This window comes from Stenotrophomonas sp. (genome assembly GCF_035634915.1).
Lineage (GTDB): Bacteria > Pseudomonadota > Gammaproteobacteria > Xanthomonadales > Xanthomonadaceae > Stenotrophomonas.
This window is the reverse complement of sequence record NZ_DASQCB010000009.1, coordinates 98,517-114,183: the sequence shown is the minus strand read 5'-3', so window position 1 is coordinate 114,183 and position 15,667 is coordinate 98,517. Positions and strand designations below refer to the sequence as shown.

The window sequence follows — 15,667 nt, the reverse complement described above, 5'->3', positions numbered from 1 at the left end:
AGCTGCTTTTTTTCATATCGAGAAATGCACGGGGAATGAGGCGGTGTACTGAATGTCAGGTGATCTGCTTCCAATTCTACGCGCGGGTGAGCCGGCGACGATGGCAAAATCCTCCACCGGCTTGGTTACGATGCTGCCCGGATAGACAATTGCTCCGCGGCCGATGCTGGCCCCTGGCATGATTCGGACTCCCGGAAACAACCAAGCATCATCACCAATGGTGACTTCGCTACAGAATACCCGTGCATGAGGATCCTTCATGTCATGGCCCATCGTGTATATCCTGCAGTCATGGGAGATGTTGACGTTGGATCCTATGGTCACGCCGCCTCGATTATCAATGAAACACCACCTGTTGATGGTTGTGTTGCTTCCGATGCGAGACTTCCTGAGGTCAAAGAATCTCACGAACCCGTGAATGGTCGTCCCGCTTCCGATGGGGCCGAAAGCCAGGTAAACAATAAATCGTCGAACAGGGAAAAAGAAGGCTGCGCTGAGTACGACGTTGGCTAGTTCGACGACAAGCTTCTTGATGGTCAGCCGGGCGCTCAATTTTTGCCTCCATTGCAAGGTTTTGAAATTTCCATTCGGGTCGCTGTAAGCCGGGCTTTATTTTTTTCTTCAATTCTTCGGAACATGAAAACAGTAACGAGTGGTGCTATCAGGTACATGGGCTTGAAGATTCCGCGGTTCATCAGCTCCAAGGTGTAAAGGAAGCAAATGGTCAGCAGCGCAAGTGTCTTCGGATCGCGCGTGACGTTGAAACGCGCTGTGAGCTTTCCAAGCAGCCAGCCTGACAGGAGGAAGTAGACCACTACACCGATGTAGCCGTAGCCGATCATCAAGCCCCCAAGGATTGAGGGTGTCAGCGACGAGTCCTCTCTGCCGTTCACGACCATGCCAAGAATGCGCCCAGATGTAAGCGAGTAACCTGGCAGCATCGTCAAAAAGTCAGAGAAGAAGAACCACGACCGCTCAATATATGAGCTCATGTCATCGGCCCTTTCCATCGATGCCTCAGCAACGCCCATGCCCTCTCTGGAGGCAAGATGGAGTGGAATGTACGGCAGGCTGAACTCTGGCAGTTTGACGTCAAACTCGCGAATCATCCCCTGCCAGCTCAAGGTCCGGCCGATCGAGTTGTTGGTTCGAATCAGATATGAAAGACCAAAGGAAAACATCGCAACTGGCGCGATTGCAGCGAACGCCAGGCGAAAGCGCTTGACCTTCGCGTCATCCTTCAAAGACATCAGGACAATCAGCCCGATTCCCAGTACAAGCAGAATCGGCTGGTTTCTATAGCCCAAGCAAAGCAGCATGAGCAACGCGAGAGCCGGAAGTCCGAGCATGGACCAGCGGAAGCGCTGTTGACGGATCATGTCGATGCAGAATTTTGAAAGCACAACGGGAATTGAAAGTTCAACCAGGTAGGATGCCTTGGCAGATACCCCGAACCGAGCCTCTGGATTCAGCAGAACCAGCCCGTGCGTTGCCACAATCGAGAGGGCTGCGCCGGTTGAGGCAATCAGAATTCCGTAGCAGGCCCAACTCTTGAGGCGGTAGCTGGGTGCGTCCGTTGGCAATTGGCTGGTGCGCCGTCCGATCTGGCGGCCTATTAGATACGCGGCTGCTGCCAACAGCAGAATGCCCGCCCACATGTATTGATTTATGTATCCACGATACGTCGTGAAGGAAACAATTCCGAAGCCGTAATAGGCCACCAGTGCCGCCAGAAAGGCAACATCTGGCTTGCGTGCAACATCTACTGCCGCTGGGTACAGGATGAAGGAAAGAAGGAAAACAGGCACCAGACCTATTATCGATCCGGCCAATGAGGCGGTATCCTGGTGGCCTGCGGAAAAGAGTGTGAGTATGCCAGCAAAGCCTGCTGCAAGAGCAGTGGCTGCAATGACGTTCCTGAAGGTCTTAACCATGGGCGTTGCTCTCCCGATTGCGCAGTCCAACGGCCGTTGCATAGAGCAGCAGGCAAAGCACGGCATCGCAGGCGATCGACACGAACGCTGCACCCTTCCAGCCTAGTTGCGGAATCAGGATTATGTTGCCGACGATGTTTGCGCCGGCGACGATGATCTGTATGACGCTGCGAATCCCCTGGTAGTCGGCTCCCGTCATTGCATCTGCCATGAGGAAGTGGAATGATCGAAGCAGCGGAATTACTGCAAGATACTTCAGGATCGTGGCAGTCTGCTCATAATCCTGCCCAAGTATCCATGTTGCCATTCCGGAGCACGCAAATATTCCCATGCTGCCAATCAGTCCCAGGCCGACTGTGGCTGGGAGGTACTTTCTGGAGTAGGCGAGAGACTCGGAAATGCCATTGGCTCCGGCCTTGAAAAAGCCCGGATATGTAACCGTCAGAAGAGCGCGAACAGGCGAGAAGGCAACGTCGACGATCTTATAGGCCGCAGCATAGTTTCCGGATATGTCGGCTGATGCAAGCCTTGGCATGATCAGTTTGTCCGCATCGTTGTAGATTCCCTGGGACGAAATTCCAAGTGAGAACTTGAGTCCGTCGAAAATTTCAGTGGTGTGCAGGCGTCTTTTGATGCCGTAATTTTTTATGAATACAGACACGTAGATCGCGCATGGGATGATTGCGCTCGCCATGTACAGCGAAAGCCAGATCCCGAGGTTGTCTTCGGCAATCATGAAGCCAAGAGCAGCTGCCGCGATCCTGAAGAGGGACGTCAGGACTGTGGCGCCTGCCACCGCGTTGATCCGGCTTTGTGACTGGAATGCCTGAACCGTGATCTCCTGCAGCTTGGTTGCAAGGAGCTCCGAGAGAAGCACCGCTGTGGCAATCGCCCACCCTCCCGGTCCGAGGCTTCCATCTAGAATGAGCAGATAGGCGGGGCTGGCGATGAACAGCGTGCCAAGCGTGAAGGCAAGTGCACTTCCGTAGTAGGAAGAGAGTTTGCTTGGGTCGCGCGAACACCGTTTTACGATCAGCGCACCGCTGCCCAGTCCAATGAATGGAGACATGATGATCGAGAGTGCCATCGCGGCCGAAAAATGGGCAAAGCTGTCAGGGCCCACGGATCTCGCAAATGCGACAAAATAGAGAGCTTGTGCCGCGAGGCGTGCGACATTAGCCAAAACGACCGTTATCGCCGCCTTTGCAGTTTCTCCGCCTCCGCCTTTGAGCTTGTTGCGAATAAAGTCAATCATCAAGAGTGCTGCGCCAGTTCTTTGGTTGCTGTTCTTCTGTGCTTAAGGGGGCTGGCGCCATACGGTGCCTCTGCCTTGTGCGCCAAGGCATGCAGTCTGGCGCACCGTAATGCCATCTATCGGCGCGGGGTTGCAGTTGCACGGGAGGTCGACGAGAAAGCGCTCGTCCTGGCTCCCCCTGTGGCGTCGATGTAGGTGCGAGCATGCTGATGCGCCTTGTTGCGCCTTGGGCCTGATCAATTTGCTGCGCGATTAGCGGTCCTTCGTCCTTGAGGTGGTCTGCGGTAGCCGTTGGAACTGCGGGCCGTTCTTTTTGTGCATCGTGCACATCAGGAGTCCTCGTAAGCAGCTTCCTTGCTGTCTTTGGCCTGGGAACAAGAGGCCTTCTGGTTGCGAGGCGCTTCGGTGCATGGCGCCTAACGGCCCATCATAGCAGGTAGGGATTTCCGGGCGTTCGGCCTCCTGATCATGATGTTGGTCTGGAAGGGTGCCCGGCAGGGCTGCATGCCTGCTGCGCCGATGGGGTATCGGTTCACATGGCGGGCGGGCTGTCCGCATCGGGATCAGGATCAGGTACACTGTAAGGTTCTAGCCTGAAAAAACAGCATGGTCAATGCCGCATTGGCCTTGGACAGCGCGGGAGTTCCCCCTTGGGGAAGGGTAGGCGGGCCTTGATGTCGTATGCCGCTGGTTCGATTGCAATAGTGGGCGGGAGCGCTCGGCGCGCATCGCGTATTGATGGGCTTTGACGTCGATTTAAAACCTAAGTGGAAGCAATGAACAACAAAATGGAATCGCGGAATTCTTCTAGGGAAGACGACTTTGATCTGCGCGAACTTGCGGGCATCTTCCTTGATCGCAAGTGGTGGATCGTCGGCACTACGGTGCTCTTCTTCCTTGTGGGCGTTTCATACGCGCTGCTTGCGCCCCCCGTGTTCCAGGCGCAGGCCATGGTGCAGGTCGAATCCAAGGTTCCTTCCATCCCGGGCTTGGCCGATCTGGCTTCGCTTGGAGGAAGCGGGAGCACTGCTTCTACCACGGAGGTTGCGCTCCTGACGTCCAGGACTGTTGTTGGCACGGCCGTGGATGATTTGCAGTTGGACGTGACCGTGCAGCCCTACCGTTTCCCGCTCATCGGTGGCTTCATGGCCCGCCGGTTCAGTCCAGAGCTTCCCAATGAGGTTGCCGCTCCCTGGCTGGGCATTTCTCGATATGGCTGGGGCGGCGAAGAGCTTCGCGTCTCAAGCCTTGTTGTTCCCCAGTCGAAAGTGGGCTCGGCATTGACTCTGATTGCAGGGGAGGAGGCGGGCAGCTTTAGTCTTCTGGACGAAGATGGTGCGGAACTGCTGAAAGGAAAGGCAGGCACTACCGCTCAGGCCAAGAACCTGAAAATAGACGTTGCCGCTATTCGTGCAAACCCTGGAACGCACTTCCGTATCACCAAAGAGCGTCGCTTGGATGTCGTGGGCGAGGTCCGGGAGAATCTACAGGCCAGCGAGGACGGCAAGGATTCCGGGATTCTCCAATTGACGTATGAAGACGTAGATGCTGATCGCGCGCAGGCAGTCGTCCAGCGTGTTGTCGAATCCTATGTCAGGCAGAACGTGGACCGTAGTTCTGCGGAGGCTGCCTCGCAGCTGCAGTTCGTCAAGGAGCAGTTGCCCACTATTCGGCTGCAGGTCGAGCAGGCCCAGGCTGCAATGAGTGCATATCAATCCCGTTCCAACGCGGTTGATATCACAATGCAGACCAAGGGTTTGCTTGAACAGGAAGTTGCGGTCGAGGCCAGCATCCAGCAGCTTCGCTTGCGGCAGGCAGAGATGGATCGCAGCTTTACCCGTGAGCATCCAGCATATCGTGCCCTGCTTCGGCAGATCGGCGAGTTGGAATCCAGGAAGTCTGGATTCCAGCGCGAAGTAGGTAATCTTCCGAACACGCAGCAGGAGCTTCTCCGTCTTACCCGTGATCTTCAGGTCAGCAATGAGCTCTACACTGCATTGCTCAACCAGGCCCAGCAATTGGATGTCGCCCGTGCTGGTGCAGTTGGCAATGTTCGGATTGTTGACGCCGCTGTGGTCGATACGGCGAATCCGGTTCGCCCGCGCAAGGGCCTGGTTGTTATCATTTCGACCTTGCTTGGCGCGTTTCTGGCTGCCGGTGTAGCGCTGCTCCAGCGTATGCTGAATCCCGGAATCGAAGATCCTGCGGATATTGAAGCCCTGGGGCTGCCTGTCTACGCCGCGATTCCTCTCAGTGTGTCAACTACGCTGCCAAGGCTGCGTAAAAGCAGGCACGGTACGCGCGTAATCGCGGATGGTCGCCAGCACCTTCTTGCTCTCACAGCTCCCGCTGATCCAACTGTGGAGGCGTTGCGGAGCCTTCGCACCAGCCTGCATTTTGCAATGCTGGAAGCAAAGAACAACATACTGGCAATCTCCGGCCCTCGCCCCGGCGTAGGCAAGACTTTCGTCTCCACCAACTTGGCTGCAGTCATCGCCCAGGCTGGACAGCGTGTCTTGGTCATCGATGCTGATATGCGCAAGGGCACGCTGCACAAGATCCTGGGCGTGCCAGCGCAGTCCGGCCTGTCTGATGTGATCAGTGGGAAGTTGGCTGCAGATGACGTCATCCATCCAGTTTCCGGCCTGGACAATATGCACTACATGGTGCGAGGGGACGTTCCGCCTAATCCGGCAGAGTTGTTGATGCATCCCCGATTTGCGCAGCTGCTTCAAGATATGTCGAGCCGCTACGATCTGATTCTTGTAGATACCCCTCCAATTCTAGCGGTCACTGATCCGGCGTTGGTGGCAGCGCACGCCGGGTCCAGTCTCCTGGTCACTCGATTTGGCGTGAACCAGGTCAAGGAGATCGAGCTGACATTGCAGCGATTTGAGCAGAATGGCGTTCAGATCAAGGGCGCGATCTTCAATGCAGTGGAAAGGCGCGCAACTGGTTACTACAGCTACGGGTACTACGAGTACCAGTCGGATGGTAAGGAATAACGGATGTTGATACTGGAGCTGTGAAGACTTGCCCGTCTTCGCAGCTCCGCTCCTCGGATGGCTGCCAATCAGGGAGAGGAAGCGCCAGCTGCACCGGTGATTTCTATGCCGTGCGTCGCGGTCTCCCAGATGAAGTGTAGCTGGCCGCGGCTTGGCCGATTCAAAGAAAGCCACTTTCCCGTATTTGTCATCGGGCGCTTCATGCGGCCGTGAAGTTGGGCGTAGCCGATTTCCAGAGTGCCGGCCAGTGAGCCCTTCAGCTGGCCGCTGCAGAGCCATTTGGGTGGCGTAGGAGCCAATGCCATGCTCGTCTGGAACTCCATGGCTTGATGGAGTCGATCGGCATAGTCCGGATACAGCGTGCCGCCCTGGATCCTGTTTGTCTCTGCAGCATTTATAAACGCGGCCAAGCCAAAGGCAGTGTGTGGCAGGTCGCGGCAGGTTTCCTGTGCGAGTCCAGATGCCATCTGCTTCTGGTTGAACCAGTTCGATGGCGATGGTTTGCTGCAATTTGGTTGGGGTTTGGGCTTGGCGCCATCGGACTTCATGTACACGTACGCGGGGAACTGTGATTTCCAATCCATCACAGCACTGTCATAGATGTCCCTCCGGTTTGTGTACACGCCTATATTCATGCGAGCCTCAATGCCGCTCGCGTACCAATTGCCATTGACGCATTCGGGCATCGCGTCGATGTCGCCCAGGTACTGCTCAAGCAGCCATTCTCCAAATAGCTTTGCTCTATCTTCCGGCCAGGCCCGACTCGTATATCTCAGGATTTCAGCCGAACGCGTCCACAGTTCAGCTGCCCACGAAGCCTGCAACGATCTATTGGTTCCCAGATGGCGACCGGTGAGAGTCTCGGACCAGGAATCCATGATTTCTGCGGCGACCATGAAGTGACGCGAATCATTCAGATAGGCGCCCAGCAGTGCGTGGGTGTACGCTGCTTGGGCATCGCGCACTTCATCTGAGCAGCCAATGTCGGGTCGTGAGTATGGGCCGCACAATACCTGCGCATGCGGCTGGGATTTGTAAGTGAGTTTTGCCAGCGGAGACTTTTTCATGACCGCAATTGCTTGGGTCCGAACTGGGTCATTCCGCTTCAGAAGGGTCTGTGTGTCGATAATTGATTGGCGATCGACAAGAATTCCCGGATGAACAAAATCTGACGCGCCACAGCTGAATGTCGTTATCAAGGCCAGAGCCGCCGCAAAGCCGAGAAAGCGAACGTTCAAGAATGATGAGGGTGGTTTGGGATGGGCGGTCAACGTGTTTTCCCCTAACGATTGAGCCTGTGGTGGTCTTGATCGATATCTTGGTCGCGAAGACAATCGTAAGCAGTTTAGACGCCGGCACGCCACTGGACAGGAGTATCCTTGTCACATGGCTGACACCCCCCTTTCCGCGCCGCACCCGGCGCCGACGCCGCGCTGGCGTCATTACTGGTCCCTGATGCGCGCCGATCGCCCGATCGGCACCCTGCTGCTGCTGTGGCCCACCTGGTGGGCGCTGTGGCTGGCTGCCGGCGGCCTGCCGCCGCTGTGGACGCTGTTCGTGTTCACCGCCGGCGTCTGGCTCACCCGCTCGGCGGGCTGCGTCATCAACGATTACGCCGACCGCTGGCTGGACCCGCACGTGGAACGCACCAGATCGCGCCCGCTGGCGACCGGCGCGATCAGCGGCCGCGCGGCATTGGCGCTGTTCGCGGTGCTGATGCTGGTGGCCTTCGGCCTGGTGCTGACGATGAACGGGCTGACCATCGGCCTGAGCTTCATCGGCGTGTTCCTGGCCGCCAGCTACCCCTATCTGAAACGCTATACCCACCTGCCGCAGGTGTACCTGGGCATGTCATTCGGCTGGGGCATCCCGATGGCCTTTGCCGCCGTGCAGGGCGAGGTGCCGATGCTGGGCTGGCTGTTGTATGCGGGCAACATCCTGTGGTCCACCGCGTACGACACCTGGTACGCCATGGTCGACCGCGAGGACGACCTGAAGATGGGCTCGCATTCCACCGCCATCCTGTTCGGCGAGCTGGACCTTGTCATCCAAGGCGTGCTGTACGCGCTGTTCCTGGCCACCATGGCCCTGGTGGGCGTGCGCGGCGGGCTGGGCGGGTACTACCTGGCCGGTGTGGCCGTGGCCACGGTGCTGGTGGTGTACGAGTTCTGGATCTGCCGCAACCGTGAGCGCGGGCCGTGCTTCAAGGCCTTCCTGCACAACAACTGGGTGGGTGCGGCGCTGTTTGCCGGCATCGCGGTGGACCTCGCGCTGCGCTGAGAAGCGCAGCCGAGTGTGGGCTCGGCTCTACAGGGGGCAATCCCGGAGCCGCATATCCGTAGCGTCGAGCCTGCTCGACTGATCCGTGTAGCCAAGCCAGAGCAGTCGAGCAAGCTCGACTCTACGACCAATAGGTGGCTGACAGCCCGCACCTTCCCGCCCAGAATCGGTCCATCGAACCTGGGAGGGTAGGCGATGGCCTCGTCAGCAACGGCAGCAGTACAGGATGGCTGGATGGCGCGCGCAGCGCTGCGCTCGGCCGCCTGGGCGGAAAAGTGGTTCCCCGACGCGTACGTGTTCGCGGTGCTGGGCGTGGTCATCGTCGCGGTGGCGGCGATGGGCTTCGGCTCGACCCCGCAGGCCACGGCCAGTGCCTTCGGCGACGGCTTCTGGAGCCTGATTCCCTTCACCATGCAGATGGCCTTCGTGGTCATCGGCGGCTATGCGCTGGCCACCGCGCCGGTGGTGGCGCGTTTCATCGATTTCCTCGCGCGGGTGCCGCGCACCGGCCGCGGCGCCGTGGTCTATGTCGGCTTGGTCAGCATGCTGGCCTCGCTGCTCAGCTGGGGCTTCTCGCTGGTGTTCGGCGGCCTGCTGGTGCGCGCGCTCGCCCGCCGCACCGAGCTGCGCATGGATTACCGCGCTGCCGGTGCCTCGGCCTACCTGGGCCTCGGCGCCGTGTGGGCGATGGGCCTGAGTTCCTCGGCCGCGCAGCTGCAGGCCAACCCGGCCAGCATGCCGCCCGGCCTGGTGGAGATCACCGGCGTGCTGCCGTTCACCGAAACCATCTTCCTGTGGCAGTCGGTCGCGCTGACCGCGGTGCTGATCCTGGTGTCGCTGCTGATTGCCTGGATGACCGCGCCGGCCGCGGGCAGTGCGCGCACCGCCGAGAATTTCCCGGGCGCCGCGCAGGCCGAGCCCGAGCCGCTGCAGCAGCGCACGCGCCCGGGCGAATGGCTGGAATACAGCCCGCTGCTGACCGTTCTGCTCTCGCTGCTGGCCTTCGGCTGGCTGTTCAACGAGTTCGCCAACAAGCCGGTGGTCACCGCCATCGCCAACCTCAACACCTACAACTTCCTGTTCATCTCGCTGGGCCTGCTGCTGCACTGGCGCCCGCGCAGCTTCCTCAACGCGGTGGCCAAGGCGGTGCCCAGCACCACCGGCGTGCTGATCCAGTTCCCGCTGTACGGCGGCATCGCGATGATCCTCACCCATGCGGCCGGCGGCGACGGGCAGACTCTGGCGCATCGCCTGTCCAGCCTGTTCGTGCACGTGGCCAGTACCGATACCTTCGCCCTGGTGATGGGTGTCTACTCGGCGGTGCTGGGCTTCTTCGTGCCGTCCGGTGGCGGCAAGTGGATCATCGAAGCGCCCTACGTGATGCAGGCCGCCAACGAACTGAAGGCGCACCTGGGCTGGGCGGTGCAGGTCTACAACGCCGCCGAGGCGCTGCCGAACCTGATCAACCCGTTCTGGATGCTGCCGCTGCTGGGCGTGCTGGGCCTGAAGGCACGCGACATCGTCGGCTTCACCTTCATCCAGCTGCTGGTGCACATCCCGTTGGTGCTGGGCCTGCTGTGGCTGCTGGGCATGACCCTGACGTACGTGCCGCCGGTGATGCCGTAGCGGATCGCCCTGTAGAGTCGAGCTTGCTCGACTGCTTGCAACGCCTCCCTGTAGAGCCGAGCCCATGCTCGGCTGCTCGCAACAACAGCCGAGCATAGGCTCGGCTCTACAAAAACCAGCCGAGCGTGGGCTCGGCTCTACCTCAGCCCGCCGCCTGCTTCTCGATCTCCGCCTTGCGCAGCAGGAACCGCTGCACCTTGCCGCTGGGCGTTTTCGGTACCTGCGCCACAAATTCCACCTGGCGCGGGTAGGCATGCGCGGACAGCCGGTGGCGCACGTGCTGCTGCAGCTCGTGCGCCAGCGCGTCGCTGCCCTCGAACCCGTCGCGCAGGATCACGAACGCTTTGACGATCTCGGTGCGCTCCGGATCGGGCACGCCGATCACCGCCACTTCGGCCACCGACGGATGCTCCATCAGCGCGCTCTCTACATCGAACGGGCCGATGCGGTACCCGGACGAGGTGATCAGGTCATCGGAGCGGCCGATGAAACTGATCGAGCCGTCGTCCTCGCATTCCACCGAATCGCCGGTGCGGTAGTAGCCGTCGGCGATGGCCGGCGTCTCGGCCTGGTAGTAGCCGGTGAACCACATGATCGGCGACTGCTTCAGGTCCACCGCGAGGACGCCGGGCGTGCGCGGTGGCAGCTCGTGGCCCTGTTCGTCCAGCACCGCCACGCGGTACCCCGGCATCGCAAAGCCTGATGAACCCGGACGCACGCTGTGGGCCAGCGCGTGGTGGTTGTTCACCACCATGCCGGTCTCGGTCTGGCCGTAGTGGTCCAGCACGAGGGTCTGCAGGTGTTCGGCAAACCAGCGGGCGATCTCCGGGTTCAGCGGTTCGCCGGCGCTGCTGACCACGCGCAGCTGGCCCTTGATGCCGGCACTGGCCGCAGGGCCGGCGGCAATGATCTGCCGGTACGCAGTGGGCGACCCGGCGAGGTTGGTCACCCCCAGCTGGCCGATGATCGTGTTCAGGCCCTGCACGCTGAAGCCGGCTTCGCTGAAGGTGGTGGCATGGCCAAGCAGCAGCGGGCCGATCACCGCGTAGTACAGGCCATAGGCCCAGCCGGGGTCGGCGATGTTCCAGAACACGTCGTCCGCGCGCAGGTCCACGGCCAGTTCCATGTAGCTGGCAAAGGCCATCATCGCGCGCAGCGGTACGGGCACGCCCTTGGGGCTGCCGGTGGTGCCGGAGGTCGACAGCAGGGCCATCAGCGCATCGCCCGGCAGCAGCACGGGTTGCAGCGTGGGCGCGGCCGCCGCAGTGGCAGCACGCCAGTCGATGTCCCCGTCGCGCAGTGCCTGGCCGGGCGTCAGCACGGTCGCCACCTGTGGGCAGGCATCGAGTTCGTCCAGCTTGCTGCGGTGCGCGCTGTCGGTCACCACCAGGCGGGTGTGGCCGGTCTTCAGGCGGCTTTCGATGGCCTTGGGGCCGAACGCGGTGAACAACGGCTGGTAGACCGCGCCAATGCGCCAGGTGCCCAGGATGGTGGCCAGCAGGTCCGGCGTACGCGGCAGCAGGCCGGCCACTACATCGCCGGGGCCGACACCGGCCGCGCGCAGCACCTGTGCGGCGCGGGCGGCGGCATCGCGCAGGTCATCGAAGCTGTACAGGTGCAGTGCGCCCTGTGCGTCGATCCAGCGCAGGGCCAGGCGGTCGCTGCCGCAATAGCGGTCGCAGCACTCCACGCAGGCATTGATGCCCTGGTCCAGGCGGCCCTGGAAGCGGTGCTGCCACTGCGCGATATCGAAGCGGTCGCGGGCTTCATCGTAAGGCGGGCGTACTGCAGTCTGCGGGGCCATGCGCGTCTCCGGCGGGTGTCCGCCTGACCATAGCGGTGCTGCGCGCCGCTGCAAATGGGACCTTGGATGTAGGCTGTCATGCGCGTGCAACCTAGCGGCCAACCGCTGAATGCGGCTGTTGCCGCAGCGGCATGAGCACATGCAGATGCCGCATGAATCCTTCAGGGGCTTGTGCGGCAAGGGGCTTGGGGCGATTGCCGGCACGCGTGCACGCCAGCCTAGCTGCGTTGCAACGCGCGGTTAACCTTCGGCTGCAGACGATGGCCCCGTCCACCGCATTCCGCGCGTGGCTTCGGAGACACGGACATGGCACAGCAGAACCAGCAGAACCAGAAGGGTCAGCAGAACCAGCAGGGTCAGCAGAACCAGCAGGATCAGCAGCAGGGTCGCGGTCGTGACCAGCAGCAGCAACAGCAGCAGGACCAGCAGCAGAAGCGCAACCAGCAGCAGGGCAGCCACGACGAAGAAGAATGACCCTGGCCCCCCACCAGGTGTGAACACTGAAGCCCCGCCTCGTGCGGGGCTTCGTTGTTACAGCGTTCCGACGCGTTCGAGCACCGCGCTGGCCGCCATGTCATTGGGGTTGGTGCCGGGCAGGCCCTGTGGCACGTCCATGCCCATGCTGCGGTACAGATCCACCCAATGCTGGGAGATCTCCCCGGTCTGCGGGTTGCGGAAGTTCATCGGCTGCAGCGCGAACACATGATGTGCGCGGAAGGCACGCTCAATGAAATCCGAGCAGTAGTAGCTGTCCTCGTTCAACACGTAGGCCGTGTTGTACGGCTTGCCCAGCATCGTGCGTGCCTTGGCGACCGCATCGGCGATCGCACCGGCCGGCGCCGCACGCAGCCGGTACACGACGATCTGCCGCTGCTTGCTGCGCGCATCGCGCTGGAAGTCCACCAGCGTCTGCTGCCGCGAGCCCTTCTCATCGGCATGCAGCACTTGCCAGCCGTGCGCACCAGCCGCCACCAGGGCCACGTGGTCGAAGCTGGTCGCGCCCTGCGTGGCGGTGGCATCGTCGATGGCCGCACTCAGGCCGCTGTGCCCGGCGGTGACGAACAGCAGGTCGCCCTCGCGGACCTGGACGCCTGCGGCAAGCGCGGTCGAGAACGGGGAGAGCAGCAGGCCGATGACCAGCAGGAAGGTGCGCATGGGAAACCAGGGTCGGGCGGGAGCGGGCTAGTCTACTCCCGCCGCCCGCGGCGGTTCCCGCCCACGGATGTGGAAGCGCAGTTAACCCGGCCGTGGCTATGCTTGCCTGCCCCGCGCCAGGCACCCGCGCGACCGACCCGGAATCAGGAGGATCCCTTGAACCAGCTTCACTACGCCGCCCTGGCACTTGCCCTCGGGCTGGCGCTGTCGGCCTGCAAGCCCGCACCACAGGCCGCACCGGCCGAAGCTGCGGCGCCGGCCCCGACCAGCACGGCCGCCACTGCCAGTGCCCCGGCCGCGCCGGTTACGGCCATGGCCGATGCAGGCACGCAATGCCCCCACCCGGTCTTCGAGGAGTTCCTCGCGCACTTCGGTCATGAGATCGCCCTGCAGGAAGCGGCCACGGCCGATCCGCTGCTGGACAGCTACATCGATGCCGGTGCCGAGCCCGAACCGGCCACGGTTGAGCGCACCGTCGCGCTGGCCGAGGTCGAGTGGCCGGTGATGCCGGACCCGGCCACGCTGAAGGGCCGCGGCCGCGAAATGCAGGTCACCGCCCTCGCCGATGGCCAGATGCAGGTGCAGATGCGCACCCCTGATACCAGCGACCAGCAGACCTACACCTTCGCCCGCCGGCCGTGCTGGCAGCTGGTCAAGCGTGAAGACGAATCGATCTGACCCTGCCGCCGGTTGGGTCATGGCGTAGAGTCGAGCTTGCTCGACTACAGAAGAATCCAGTCGAGCATGGCTCGACTCTACAAAGGACGTTGTCATGAACACCCGCAGGATGCGATCGATCACCGCCAGCGTGCTGCTGCTCTCCACCGGCACGCTCAGCGCGCAGACGCTGCACGCCGACGACCGCAGCTGGTTCGCCGATGCGGCGGCCGAGCAGGCGGCACGCACCAGACTCTCCGCTGCCGTCGCCACGCTGCGTGATGCCGGCCCGACGGACCCCGCGACGCGCGTACAGCAGGCCGAGCGCCTGCTCGGCGAATGCCAGCGCCATCGCGCCTACCTGCACCTGCAGGCCGCCCGCAATGCACGTGACTCCCGCCCGGTGCAGGCGCAGCGGGCCGTCGCGGATGTGTGCGATGACGCCGCCGGCATCGCACGCAAGGCGCTGGTCGATGCACCGGCCGACGCGCGCTCGGTGGCACCCTACGCCTGGCTGCGCACGCGCGCGCTGGGCAACACCAGCACCTCCACGCCGCCGCCTGCTGCAGGCGTGGGAGATGTCGTGGACGAGGTGGCCAGCCCGGCCCTGGATGCATTCGCGCGCCTGCAGCGGCAGCTGCTGCAGCACGCCAGCTATCCGTCCATCCCTAGCAACGGCGGGCTGCTGGACAGCCGCAAGGACAGCACGGCGCTGTCACGGCACCCGGACCGTGCGCTGCGCGAGGCCGGCTGGAAGGGCTACTGGCAGGGCGTGGCATCGCAGCGTGAGGCCATGGCAAGCACGCTGCTGGCGCTGGTGCAGGTCAACGATCGCGCCTCGCAACTGCAGGGGGATGGCAGTGCCCCCGAGCACAGTTACCGCCGCATGGGCCTGGACCCGGACGCGGTGCAGGCAACCTTGGCCGCCGTGCAGCGCCATGCCCCACAGCGCCGCGCTTATCAGCAGGTGCTGCTGCAGCATGCCGGACGCATGGGCTCGTCGGACCCGCAGATCTGGGATCTCAGCCTGCCCGATGCAGGCTTCGTACCGCCGGTCCTCACCCTTGAGCAGGTGCGCGATACCGCCGCCGACGCGATGCGTGGGCTGGGACCCGAGTACGCCGGTGAAGTACGCGCGCTGCTCGACCCGGCGCAGCGGCGCATGGACATGGCCCCGACGCTGGGTCCGCGCAGCGCCGATGCCTTCCCGGTCGCAGCCCCTGGCGTGCCCTCCCTGCTGTTCGTCGGCCAGCGTGGTGGCACGCTGGAAAGCGATGTGGAGGTCGTGCATGAGGCCGGGCATGCCGTGCATGGGCAATGGATGGAGCGCGGGAACGTGTCGGCGTTCTATCGCAACGGCACCTCGTGGTTGAACGAGGCCTACGCCATCTTCAACGAGCTGGAATTCCGCGACCAGCTGTACCGGCAGGCGCAGGACCCGCGTGCCAAGGCCTATTACCTCAAGTCGCTGCTGGATGACATCGTGCTGCAGCTGTTCATCGCCTCCGAGGAGGCGCAGCTGGAGCAGTCGATCTACCAGGGGGTGGCCGCTGGCACGCTCGGCACTGCCGATGATCTCGATGCGCTGACCCTGAAGGTGCTGTCCGGCTACGGCATGATGGCCGAGCGCTACCCCGCACTGGGTGCCACCTGGGAAACCAAGCGACTGATGTACGAAGATCCGCTGTACCTGGCCAACTATCTGTTCGCCGGTCTCGTCGCCGTACAGCTGTACGTGCAGGAGCAGCAGGATCCGCAGGGCTTCCGCGAGCGCTATCTGGCCGTGTTGTCCGAAGGCTTCGACCGCGCGCCGCAGGAACAGGTGGCGCAGCTGCTGGGCCACGCACCGGACTGGTCGGCGCTGGTGGATGCGGACCTGCAGGTGTTCGACGCCCAGGTGGCGCGCCTGCAGGCGCTGCATGCGCAGATCGAAGCCGGGCAGGGCGGCTGA

At 62.3% G+C, this 15,667-nt stretch carries 12 protein-coding genes; 6 read left to right on the top strand and 6 right to left on the bottom strand.

The features are described from left to right. Nucleotides 1-12 precede the first annotated feature (12 nt). Genes VER16_RS06800 through VER16_RS06790 form a run of 3 tightly spaced genes read right to left on the bottom strand, consistent with a single transcriptional unit; the run spans nucleotide 13 to nucleotide 3,189 of the window. Nucleotides 13-552, bottom strand: a complete 540-nt coding sequence (locus tag VER16_RS06800; RefSeq protein WP_324806544.1) for an acyltransferase — start codon at nucleotides 550-552, stop codon at nucleotides 13-15. Beyond that, nucleotides 549-1,934, bottom strand: coding sequence for a hypothetical protein (locus tag VER16_RS06795; protein WP_324806542.1), 1,386 nt, complete (start codon nucleotides 1,932-1,934; stop codon nucleotides 549-551). The genes VER16_RS06800 and VER16_RS06795 overlap by 4 nt, the downstream gene beginning before the upstream one ends. Next, nucleotides 1,927-3,189, bottom strand: coding sequence for an oligosaccharide flippase family protein (locus tag VER16_RS06790; protein WP_324806540.1), 1,263 nt, complete (start codon nucleotides 3,187-3,189; stop codon nucleotides 1,927-1,929). Before VER16_RS06790 ends, VER16_RS06795 begins: the two co-directional genes overlap by 8 nt. A gap of 776 nt (nucleotides 3,190-3,965) precedes the next feature. Here VER16_RS06790 and VER16_RS06785 point away from each other — a divergent pair. Further along, the gene (locus tag VER16_RS06785) at nucleotides 3,966-6,194 is read left to right on the top strand and encodes a polysaccharide biosynthesis tyrosine autokinase (RefSeq protein WP_324806539.1); all 2,229 of its coding nucleotides are present in this window, start codon (nucleotides 3,966-3,968) and stop codon (nucleotides 6,192-6,194) included. 68 nt (nucleotides 6,195-6,262) lie between these two features. On the opposite strand, the gene VER16_RS06780 is transcribed toward VER16_RS06785, so the two are convergent. Next, complete coding sequence (locus VER16_RS06780) at nucleotides 6,263-7,465, bottom strand: alginate lyase family protein (RefSeq protein ID WP_324806536.1); 1,203 nt, start codon at nucleotides 7,463-7,465, stop codon at nucleotides 6,263-6,265. Between the two features lie 115 nt (nucleotides 7,466-7,580). Between VER16_RS06780 and ubiA the strand changes: the two genes are divergently transcribed. Beyond that, complete coding sequence (gene ubiA / locus VER16_RS06775; RefSeq protein WP_324806534.1) at nucleotides 7,581-8,474, top strand: 4-hydroxybenzoate octaprenyltransferase; 894 nt, start codon at nucleotides 7,581-7,583, stop codon at nucleotides 8,472-8,474. Nucleotides 8,475-8,708: 234 nt separating this feature from the next. Further along, nucleotides 8,709-10,100: a short-chain fatty acid transporter gene (locus VER16_RS06770; RefSeq protein ID WP_324806532.1), complete on the top strand. Its 1,392-nt coding sequence runs from the start codon at nucleotides 8,709-8,711 to the stop codon at nucleotides 10,098-10,100. Between the two features lie 142 nt (nucleotides 10,101-10,242). Here VER16_RS06770 and VER16_RS06765 read toward each other — a convergent pair whose 3' ends face one another. Beyond that, nucleotides 10,243-11,904 (bottom strand): AMP-binding protein, encoded by a 1,662-nt coding sequence (locus tag VER16_RS06765; RefSeq protein WP_324806530.1) that lies wholly within the window; start codon nucleotides 11,902-11,904, stop codon nucleotides 10,243-10,245. 306 nt (nucleotides 11,905-12,210) lie between these two features. On the opposite strand from VER16_RS06765, the gene VER16_RS06760 reads away from it, so the two are divergent. Continuing rightward, nucleotides 12,211-12,378: a hypothetical protein gene (locus VER16_RS06760; protein WP_174208973.1), complete on the top strand. Its 168-nt coding sequence runs from the start codon at nucleotides 12,211-12,213 to the stop codon at nucleotides 12,376-12,378. A gap of 57 nt (nucleotides 12,379-12,435) precedes the next feature. Here VER16_RS06760 and VER16_RS06755 read toward each other — a convergent pair whose 3' ends face one another. Beyond that, on the bottom strand, nucleotides 12,436-13,059 hold the full coding sequence (locus VER16_RS06755; protein WP_324806526.1) for a YiiX/YebB-like N1pC/P60 family cysteine hydrolase: 624 nt from the start codon (nucleotides 13,057-13,059) through the stop codon (nucleotides 12,436-12,438). A 156-nt stretch (nucleotides 13,060-13,215) separates the two neighbouring features. Here VER16_RS06755 and VER16_RS06750 point away from each other — a divergent pair, with 156 nt between their 5' ends. Both VER16_RS06750 and VER16_RS06745 read left to right on the top strand, forming a co-directional pair. Next, a complete protein-coding gene (locus tag VER16_RS06750) occupies nucleotides 13,216-13,737 on the top strand; it encodes a hypothetical protein (protein WP_324806524.1) in 522 nt (173 codons plus the stop codon). Between the two features lie 94 nt (nucleotides 13,738-13,831). Beyond that, nucleotides 13,832-15,667 (top strand): M3 family metallopeptidase, encoded by a 1,836-nt coding sequence (locus VER16_RS06745; RefSeq protein ID WP_414716028.1) that lies wholly within the window; start codon nucleotides 13,832-13,834, stop codon nucleotides 15,665-15,667.

Bases quoted from the DNA above. Each gene is read 5' to 3' on its own strand.
- VER16_RS06795 (WP_324806542.1), bottom strand. From the start codon at position 1,934: ATGGTTAAGACCTTCAGGAACGTCATTGCAGCCACTGCTCTTGCAGCA.
- VER16_RS06790 (WP_324806540.1), bottom strand. From the start codon at position 3,189: ATGATTGACTTTATTCGCAACAAGCTCAAAGGCGGAGGCGGAGAAACT.
- VER16_RS06785 (WP_324806539.1), top strand. From the start codon at position 3,966: ATGAACAACAAAATGGAATCGCGGAATTCTTCTAGGGAAGACGACTTT.
- ubiA (WP_324806534.1), top strand. From the start codon at position 7,581: ATGGCTGACACCCCCCTTTCCGCGCCGCACCCGGCGCCGACGCCGCGC.
- VER16_RS06770 (WP_324806532.1), top strand. From the start codon at position 8,709: ATGGCGCGCGCAGCGCTGCGCTCGGCCGCCTGGGCGGAAAAGTGGTTC.
- VER16_RS06765 (WP_324806530.1), bottom strand. From the start codon at position 11,904: ATGGCCCCGCAGACTGCAGTACGCCCGCCTTACGATGAAGCCCGCGAC.
- VER16_RS06760 (WP_174208973.1), top strand. From the start codon at position 12,211: ATGGCACAGCAGAACCAGCAGAACCAGAAGGGTCAGCAGAACCAGCAG.
- VER16_RS06755 (WP_324806526.1), bottom strand. From the start codon at position 13,059: ATGCGCACCTTCCTGCTGGTCATCGGCCTGCTGCTCTCCCCGTTCTCG.
- VER16_RS06745 (WP_414716028.1), top strand. From the start codon at position 13,832: ATGAACACCCGCAGGATGCGATCGATCACCGCCAGCGTGCTGCTGCTC.